Source organism: Actinomycetospora sp., assembly GCF_055612215.1.
In genome coordinates, this window is record NZ_JBVPVA010000254.1 from 1 (window position 1) to 8,511 (window position 8,511).

Genomic DNA, 8,511 nt, shown 5'->3' on the forward strand with positions numbered 1-8,511 from the left:
GGCGGGTCGTCCGCTCGGCCGCCCCGACCCTGGTCATGGCCATCGCCGTGTTCATGATCCTCAACCAGCTCGGCATCGCCCAGACCATCGTCAACGCCACCTACATCGCCCTGATCGGCGCGGTCGCCCTGGGCTCGGCGCTGGCGTTCGGGCTCGGTGGCCGCGACGCCGCGAAGGACCTCATCGACTCGGGCTACCGCCGCGCCCAGGACCAGTCCGACCAGGTCCGCGCCGACCTGCAGACCGGGCAGGCGCGCGGCCAGGCCGACGCCCAGCGCACCGCGCAGTACGCCCAGCACGGTGACACCGCCACCGCCGGGTACACGGCCGACCCCGCCGCCACGAGTGGCGCCCAGGGCTCCCGGCCGATCCGCTGAGCCGCGCCCGATCGCGACGCCCGCCGTCGCGATCGGGGGTGTGCGGGCCCCTCGGGAGGGGCATCAGCGCGCCCCGTGTGGTCGAGGTGAGATCGTCGAGGGGAGATCAGTGTGAGCAGTCCAGGTGATCGACGGGTGGCCGGCGGCGCGCCGCCGACCGGGCGCCCCGCGGGTGCGCCCCCGCAACGGCGACGCCCGTGGTGGGTGTGGTTGCTGCTGATCGTCCTCGCCGTCGTGATCATCGTGGTCATCCTGTTGCTGGCCACGCAGTGCGGCAGCGGGTCCGGCTCGTCGGGCGGGCCCGCCACGCCGGCGGCCGGGGCGCCCCCGGCCGGTGCGGGGGCACCCGGGGCCCCGCCCGCCGGGGCCCCTGCTGCCGGAGCCCCGCCCGCCGGGGCACCAGGCGCATCCGCTGGCGCTCCGGCCCCGGGTGCGGGTCAGCCCGGAGCGCCGGCCGGCGCCACGGGCGCGAACTCCGGCGGGGGCGACGTGGCGGCGGTGTCCACGCGGGTGTCGCAGATCCTCGCGGCCGCTCCGGTGACGTTCCAGCCGGACCGGCCCGAGCTCACCGCGGCCGGCCGGCAGAGCGTGGACCGGGTGGCGCGCGAGCTCGCGGCCGCGCCCGCCGCGAAGGTCTCGGTGACCGGGTACGCGGCGCCGGTCGACCGCGGGGTCGGACCGAACGCGCAGGCCCTGTCCGACCAGCGTGCGGCCGCGGTCGCACAGCGCCTCGCGGCGGACGGGATCGGGGCGGACCGGGTGCAGTCGCACGGCGCGGCCGACACCAACCCGCTCACGAGCACGGCGGCGAGCCGCCGCGCCGACATCACGGTGTCCTGACGCGCTTCCCGCCCACAACGGCCCCACTACCTCCATCGAGGTGGTGGGGCCGTCGTCGTCGACCGTGCGGCCGGATCGCTGTCCGCCGGCCCGCGTGATGGGTAGCGTCCCTGCCAGGCATGCGTCCCGGACCCCGGCGCCTCGTCCCCAACGCGCGTCGAGGAGCGGATCCGGTGCGGAGCACGAGGTTGCGCGGGCGCGACGAGGAGCTGGCCGTGATCGCGGCCCGGCTCGACGAGGCCGCCTCCGGGCGGGACGCGACGATCCTCGTCGAGGGCGCCCCGGGGTCGGGCAAGACCGGGCTCCTGCGCGAGGCCGCGGCCATGGCCGCGCAGCGTGGCATGCGGGTGGGGTCGGCCGCCGCCGCCGTGAGCGACCAGGTCGGCCACATGGGCCCGGTGCTGGCCGCCCTGTTCGACGGCCCGCGCTCCCCGCTGGACCCGCGTGACCTCGCCGCGCTGCACGACCTCCCCGAGCAACGACACTGGCTGTTCGAGGACCTGGCCGCGCAGCTGGAGCGGGCCGCGATGGACTCGCCCGTCCTGGTGTGCCTCGACGACGTGCAGTGGGCCGACCCGGCCTCGCTGGCGGCGCTGCGACGGCTGCCCGTCCGGCTGGCCGGACTGCCGATCGTCTGGCTCGCGGCCTCCCGCACCGGCTCACCGCGAGAGGCGCTGCGCACCACGCGGGAGATGCTGGCCGACGTCGGGGCGGCGCGGATCACCGTGGCGCCGTTGGGCGAGGACGACGTCGCCGACGTCGTGGCCGACCTCGTCGGCGCGCCCCCGGACGCGGCGCTGCGCCGGCTCGCCGGGCGGGCCCACGGGAGCCCGTTCCTGCTCGTCGAGCTGGTGCGCGGCCTCGTCGAGGAATCCCTGGTGCACGTCCGCGGGAACTCGGCGTCCCTGGTCGAGGACCGGGTGCCCACCCGGCTGGGCGAGGGCATGCGGGAGCGCCTGCGCCGGCACTCCGACGCCGCCCGCCGGGTCGCGAGCACGGCGGTCGCCCTCGGGCGGACCTTCACCGTGGACCAGCTCGCCACCCTGCTCGACGTCGCGCCGACCGACCTGCTCGACCCCGTCGAGGAGCTGCTGGCCGGGGACCTGCTGGTCGAGGCGGACGGGGGACTGGCCTACCAGCACGATCTGGTGCGCGAGGCCGTGCAGGACACGCTGCCCGCGTCGGCGCTGCGTGCGCTGCAGCGCCAGGGTGTCGACGCGCTGCTCCGGTGCGGGTCGTCCCCGGTGGAGGTCGCCGCGCAGCTCGCCGAGAGCGCCGAGCCCGGGGACGAGAACGCGGTGCGGGCGCTGGTCGCGGCCGGCCGCAGCCTGGCGGGCTCCGACCCGGGCACCGCGGCCGACCTGGGCCTGCAGGCCCTGCGGCTCGCTCGCGACGACGATCCGCTGCGCCGCGCGCTCGTCGTGGAGACGACCGTGCTGCTCCACGCCGCCGGGCGCTCCGCGGAGGGGAAGACCTTCGCGGACGCCCTGCTGCGCCGGACCCTGCCCGCCGACCAGGAGGCCGAGGTCCGGCTCGGCATCGCCAACATGATCGGGGTGTCCCCGGACGTCCGGGCCGACGCGAGCCGGCAGGCACTGACCCTGGCCGCGCTGGCGGCGCCGGTGCGGGCCCGGCACTTCGCCAGCCTCGTCCACAGCGAGGTCATGGCCGGACGGCGGCGATCCGCGCGGGAGCTGCTCCCGGCGGCCCGGTCGGCGCTCGCGGACACGGACGACGCCCTCGCCCGGTTCGCGCTGGACCTCGCCGTCGGTGGGCTCGCCTACGCGGGCGGGGACTTCGCGCAGTCCCTCGAGCTGATCTCCGCCGCCGCGCACAGCACCGCCGCCCACCGCGAACCCGCCCGCCGGGTGCTCGCCCGCCAGTGGCGCACGGAGGTGCTGGCGGTCCTCGACCGGTACGACGAGTCGCTCCCGGTCATCGCCGAGAGCCAGGGGCAGGCGCAGCGCGACCGCCAGGAGATGGGCGTGCGGCTGTGGGGGATGGGCCACGGGCGGGCGCTGCTGCGGGTCGGCCGGCTGACCGACGCCGCCGCCGTGCTCGAGGGCGTGCTCGAGGCCGCCGAGGACGGGGCCCTGGTCGGCGTGCTCGACGCGGCCGCCCTCGTCGCGCTCGGTCGCGTCGGGATCCACACGGGGAACCGTGCCCAGGTCCAGCGCTTCGTGGCGATGTGCCGGACGGTCCTCGACACCGGGACCCCGGCGATCCAGCGCTACGCCACCTGGCTGCTGGCCCTCGAGGCGCTGGCCGCGGGGAGCCCGGACGTCGCGCGCGGGCACCTCCGGGCGGTCGGCGGCGTCGCGGGCCTGGTCGAGCAGCCGTTGCTGATCTCCGACGTGACCGACGAGGTCCACCTGGTGCGCCTCGCGGTCGCCACCGGGGAGCGGGACGCCGTGCCCGCGGTCGTCGAATCCGCCCGCGCACGTCAGGAGCGCAATCCCGACGTCGCCTCGATCGCCGGCTCCGCCTCGCACGCCCGGGCCCTGGCGGGCGACCCGGACGCGTTCGCGGCCGCCGTCGGGCACTTCGAGCGCGGCCCCCGCCCCCTCGCCCTCGCCTCGGCGCTGGAGGACGCCGGTCGGGCTGCCCGCGCGGCGGGCGCCCGCGACGCGGCCGTCGCCCACCTCGACCGCGCGCTGCGGGCGTACGTCGACGCCGGTGCGTCGTGGGACGTCGGGCGGGTGCGTGGTCGCCTCGCCGCGCTCGGCGTCCGGCGGCGGGTGACCTCCGTGACCCGCCCCGTCGCGGGCTGGGGGTCGCTCACCGCGTCCGAGCTCGCGGTCGTGCGCCTCGTGGTGGACGGGATGACCAACCGGGAGACCGCCGAGCACCTCTTCCTCTCGCCCCACACGGTCAACTCCCACGTCCGGCACGCCTTCGCCAAGCTCGGGATCCACTCCCGGCTGGAGCTCGCGAAGGCGGCGGCCGAGCACGACGTCGCCTGACCCCGTCGCGGAGTCACCTCCCGGGCTGGTCGTGCACCGCGACCCACAGCGTGTACGGGTTGCCGAGGCCCGGGTGCGTGGCCAGGAGGCGGCCGAAGAGGTCGGTGGGGGAATCGCTCGTCGCGGCGGCGGCGTCGAACGCCGCGATGTACTCGCGGGTGGCGTCGAGGCACCGGTGGGCGTCGTCGTCGGGTGCGGCCGCGTCCTTGTGGCCCGCGACGATCCTCGAGGCCCCGAGCTCCTCGACGCGGTCGAGCGCCTCGAGCCACGCCGCCCGTGACGCCGGGGTCGACCCGGCCAACCAGGGGTGGATGCCGTTGTAGACGACGTCGCCCGCGACGACCAGGTCGAGCTCGGGGACGTGCACCACGCTCGAGTTGTCGACGTCGCCGTGACCCACGTCGACGGCCCGGGCGCGCCCGTCGAGCAGCACCTCGTCCTCGGCCAGAGCCCGGGGCAGTCCGGGCTCGTCGCTGAGCTGATCGGGGAACACCGACCGCCAGAAGGGCAGGAGCGCCGGTCCGACCTGCAGCGCCGCGACGGGGACCGCCGCGGGCAGGGCGACGAGGTCCAGCCCCGGCCACCGTGCCCGCAGCGGTGTCGCCCCGAAGAAGTGGTCGGCGTGGCCGTGGGTGACGTAGACGGTGCTCGGCCGACGGCCGAGTCCGTCGCACCACTCGCCCAACGCCCGGGACTCCGAGGTCGTCATCAGCGCGTCGACGAGGAGGGAGTCGCGCTCGGAGGTGATCAGGGTCGCCGTGGTGGCGGGCCAGGTCGCCGGGCCGTCCCACCCGGGCACCGCGCTCGGGATCGGCTTGGTGGGGCTCAGGTACACGTGGGCGTCGAGCTCGGACACGGGTCTCCTCGTCGCGGTCGGGGTCCCGGTCACGGCGTCGCACCCTCGCTGTGGAACGCGATGTCACCGACGTCGATCGCGACGAGCAGTGGCTCGGGCACCAGCACGTAGTCGCCCTCGTAGGCGTACACGCGCCGCCGGGTCGGCACGACGATCCCGTCGACCTCCCGGTAGCGCGAGGCGTAGTTGAGCCCGGTGCCGCCGCCGAGGACGTCGACGGTGTAGTCGTGGCGTCGGAGCAGCCCGTCGGGCCCGAAGCAGGAGATCTGGCGGCGGGTGTGGCTGCGCACCGAGTCGGGGAAGTCGACGGCCAGGCGCCGCCACCTCTCGCCGTCGACCTCGATCGGGGTGATCTCCTCGACCGCGAAATCGGGCCGGGTGTAGAGGAACGGGATCGACAGGTAGGTCCACAGCGCCTCGCCGCTGAAGTACGCGACGTGGACGTCGTCCCACGGGGTGTCCGCCTGCTGGCCCGCGAACGATGCCTCGGGGTCGTCCCGGGTCTCGGCCGGTGCGCCCGCCCGCTCCACCACGACACGGTCCGGCGTGAACACGGTGCGCTTGTCCTCGCCGACGAAGTCCATCTCGACGCGCTCGGTGTCGGTCCGGACCGAGATCTCGACGTCCTTCAGCACGTCCGGCCGGCCCTTGAGGTGCCAGATCGCACCCGTGATCGAGACCGCGGCCCCGATCGAGGTGATCTCCCGCCAGCGGTCGAGGCCTCCGTGGGCCTCGACCGCCTCCTGCAGCAACGGGTTCACGCGGTCGTCACGCCACCTTCGCCAGCGCGCCGGCGATGAACGCGGAGACGGTGACCGGACGGGACATGAACGCGACGTGCGAGGCGTCGATGGTCTCCGTCGTGGCGCCCATCCGCTCGGCCATGAAGTGCTCCGTCTCCGGGTTGATGGCCCGGTCCTGCTCGGAGACCAGGTACCAGCAGGGCTTGGTCCGCCAGCCGGGGGTGCCGCTCAACGGCTCGCTCGCCGCGGCGATGGACAGCGGGCGCTGGCTGAGGGCCATGACCGAGGCGACGTCGACGGGGAGGTCCGCACAGAAGGTCTCGCGGAACTGCGCGACGTCGATGAACAGGTCCGGGCCCCCGGCGGCGCCCGGTGCCGGGTAGGAGCTCGGCCGACCGGTGGAGGCCAGCAGCGACGGCGCGAACGGCTCCTGCACGCTGAGCAGCGAGTCGCCCGTGTCGAGGCCGAACGCGGCGAGGTAGACGAGCCCGACGACGTTGGGCAGGTCGGCCGCCGCCTGCGAGACGACCGCGCCCCCGTAGGAGTGACCGACCAGCAGGACCGGTCCCTCGATGGCGCCCACGGCCGCCGTGAGGGCCTCGGCGTCGGTGCCGAGCCCGCGGAGCGGGGTGGGCGGGGCGGAGACCGGGACCCCCGCGGCGGTGAGCTCACGGATGACGCCGGCCCATCCCGAGGCGTCGGCGAACGCGCCGTGGACGAGGACCACGCTGGGGGTGCTCATGGAGAGGTGTCCTTCCGGAAGACGGTGGGTGCCCGGTCAGGACAGCAGCGCGGCGGGGTGGCGCGCATCGCACGAACCTGCGATTACACGGCTGGACCGGTGGGCCCGCTCAGGTATACCGACCGGTGAGGTTATGCCTTACCGTCTTGAGTATCCCGATCGGTATAGCGCACTGGAGGCGGCACTCATGCTCGCGACCCCGAACCCCCTCACCCGGACCCCGATCGGGCTGGCCGGGGTCGGCATGGCGCTCATCGCGGTCTGCTACGGGCTGGCCCGCTTCGCCTACGGGCTGTTCGTGCCCGTCTTCCGGGCCGAGTTCGGCCTGGACGCCGCCACCGCCGGAGCGGTCGCGTCCGGGAGCTACGGGGCCTACTGCATCGCCATCGTCGTGGCGACGCTCGCCACGACCCGCTGGGGTCCGCGGGCCGTGGCGGTCGCCGCCGGGGTGTGCGCGACCGTGGGCACGGCCGTGATCGCCGTGGCACCCGGGACGGCCGTGCTGGCCGCCGGCGTCGTCCTCGCCGGGTCGAGCACCGGACTGGCCTCACCGCCGCTGGCCCAGGCCGTCGCCCGGACCGCGCCCCCGCGGCTCGAACCGCGGCTGCAGACCGTCGTGAACGCGGGCACGGGGCTCGGCGTCCTCGTCTCGGGCCCGGTCGCGCTGCTCCTCGCGGCCCAGTGGCGCTGGGCCTGGGCCGCGTTCTCGGTCGCGGCGCTCGCCGTCACGTGCTGGGCGTGGACCACGGTGCCGGGTCGTACCGGGCCGGTCACCACCCGATCGTCCTCGAGTGCATCCGCCCTCATCGCGAGCCTCCTGGCCCCCCGCGGCGCCCGCAGCCTGGTGCTGGCCGCCGGTGTGATGGGGCTGGGGAGCGCCGCGGTGTGGACCTTCGGCCGCGACCTCGTCGGCTCCGCGGGCCGCGGCGACCTCACCGGCGTCGTCATGTGGATCGCCCTGGGCGCCGCCGGACTGCTCGGAGCCTTCGCCGGCGACCTCACCGGCCGTCTCGGCCTCGCGCGCTGCTGGAGCGTGGCCATGGTGCTGCTGGGCGGCGCCACCGCCCTGCTCGCCCTCGGCGCCGACGTGCCCGCGCTCGCCGTCGCGATCGGCGCCGTCTTCGGCGCGGTCTACATCGCCCTGACCGGGCTCCTGCTGCTGTGGGCGACGCGCGTCCACCCCGACCGGCCGGTCGTCGGCGTCGGGGCGACCTTCCTGGTCATCGCCCTCGGGCAGGCCCTCGGCGCCCCGCTCCTCGGCGTCCTCGCGGACGCGGTCACGCTGCCCGGCGCGTTCCTGGCCGCGGCCGTCGTCTGCGCCCTCGGCGCGTTGCTCCGCCCGCGAGCGGAGCGGGCCTGATCAGACCCGCGCGGGCGGGGTGACCGCCACGGCGACCGCGAACCCGACCGCGGCCAGCGTCCAGGCCGCCGCGTCGAGCACGTGGCTGCCGAGGAGCACCGCGGCCACGAAGTGCAGGGGCTGGGACACGACGATCGCGACCGCGGCCCACCGGGGCACCGCCCGCCAGAGGGCGAGGCCGAGCAGCACCGTGCCCAGCACGTGGCCGGCGACGAACACCGCGCCCTCCAGCCCGCCGGGCCCGATGCTCGACAGGGTGTCGAGCAGCCGGACGGCGGCGTCCTGGGCGATGCCGGCGTCGGTGGCGGCCAGCGGCACCGGGTCGAGCGCGGTGGTCCAGGCCAGGCTCGCGAACCCGAGCCAGGCGACGACCGCCCCGATCCAGCCCAGCACCGGGGCCGCCCGGACGGCGCGCACGGCGACGAGCAGCACGGCGAGCGGCAGGGTCAGCAGCGCGAGGTAGTCCAGCCACAGCACGGCGGTCTGGAGCTCGGGATGGCTCAACGTCGTCGCGACGACGGCCGCGGAGTCGTCGGACGCGTCGGAGGGCAGCAGCAGCCGGATCGCGGCGACGGTGAGCGGGCCGAGTGCGGCCACGGCCACGGCGAGCGCGCGCCCGAGCGAGGGTGC

General features: G+C 76.1%; 7 protein-coding genes and 1 pseudogene. 4 read left to right on the forward strand and 4 right to left on the reverse strand.

Going from position 1 to position 8,511, the window contains the following annotated elements:
- The 3 genes and pseudogenes from AC0CYZ_RS07015 to AC0CYZ_RS07025 form a co-directional block, all read left to right on the forward strand.
- Positions 1 to 377, forward strand: a pseudogene (locus AC0CYZ_RS07015) (mechanosensitive ion channel family protein); the annotation flags it as partial.
- Positions 378 to 512: 135 nt separating this feature from the next.
- A complete protein-coding gene (locus tag AC0CYZ_RS07020; protein ID WP_472213682.1) occupies positions 513 to 1,217 on the forward strand; it encodes an OmpA family protein in 705 nt (234 codons plus the stop codon).
- Between the two features lie 173 nt (positions 1,218 to 1,390).
- Positions 1,391 to 4,180, forward strand: coding sequence for a helix-turn-helix transcriptional regulator (locus AC0CYZ_RS07025; RefSeq protein ID WP_472213684.1), 2,790 nt, complete (start codon positions 1,391 to 1,393; stop codon positions 4,178 to 4,180).
- A 13-nt stretch (positions 4,181 to 4,193) separates the two neighbouring features.
- Here the strand turns inward: AC0CYZ_RS07025 and AC0CYZ_RS07030 are convergent, their stop codons facing one another.
- From AC0CYZ_RS07030 to AC0CYZ_RS07040, 3 genes are read right to left on the reverse strand one after another with little or no spacing between them, the layout of a single operon-like run.
- Complete coding sequence (locus AC0CYZ_RS07030) at positions 4,194 to 5,036, reverse strand: MBL fold metallo-hydrolase (RefSeq protein ID WP_472213686.1); 843 nt, start codon at positions 5,034 to 5,036, stop codon at positions 4,194 to 4,196.
- Positions 5,037 to 5,065: 29 nt separating this feature from the next.
- Complete coding sequence (locus AC0CYZ_RS07035; protein WP_472213687.1) at positions 5,066 to 5,797, reverse strand: hypothetical protein; 732 nt, start codon at positions 5,795 to 5,797, stop codon at positions 5,066 to 5,068.
- A gap of 7 nt (positions 5,798 to 5,804) precedes the next feature.
- Positions 5,805 to 6,521, reverse strand: a complete 717-nt coding sequence (locus tag AC0CYZ_RS07040) for an alpha/beta fold hydrolase (protein ID WP_472213689.1) — start codon at positions 6,519 to 6,521, stop codon at positions 5,805 to 5,807.
- A gap of 187 nt (positions 6,522 to 6,708) precedes the next feature.
- On the opposite strand from AC0CYZ_RS07040, the gene AC0CYZ_RS07045 reads away from it, so the two are divergent.
- Entirely contained in the window at positions 6,709 to 7,881 is a 1,173-nt protein-coding gene (locus AC0CYZ_RS07045) for an MFS transporter (RefSeq protein WP_472213691.1), read from the forward strand.
- Here AC0CYZ_RS07045 and AC0CYZ_RS07050 read toward each other — a convergent pair.
- On the reverse strand, positions 7,882 to 8,511 hold a 630-nt coding region (locus AC0CYZ_RS07050), incomplete at its 5' end, for a hypothetical protein (RefSeq protein WP_472213693.1).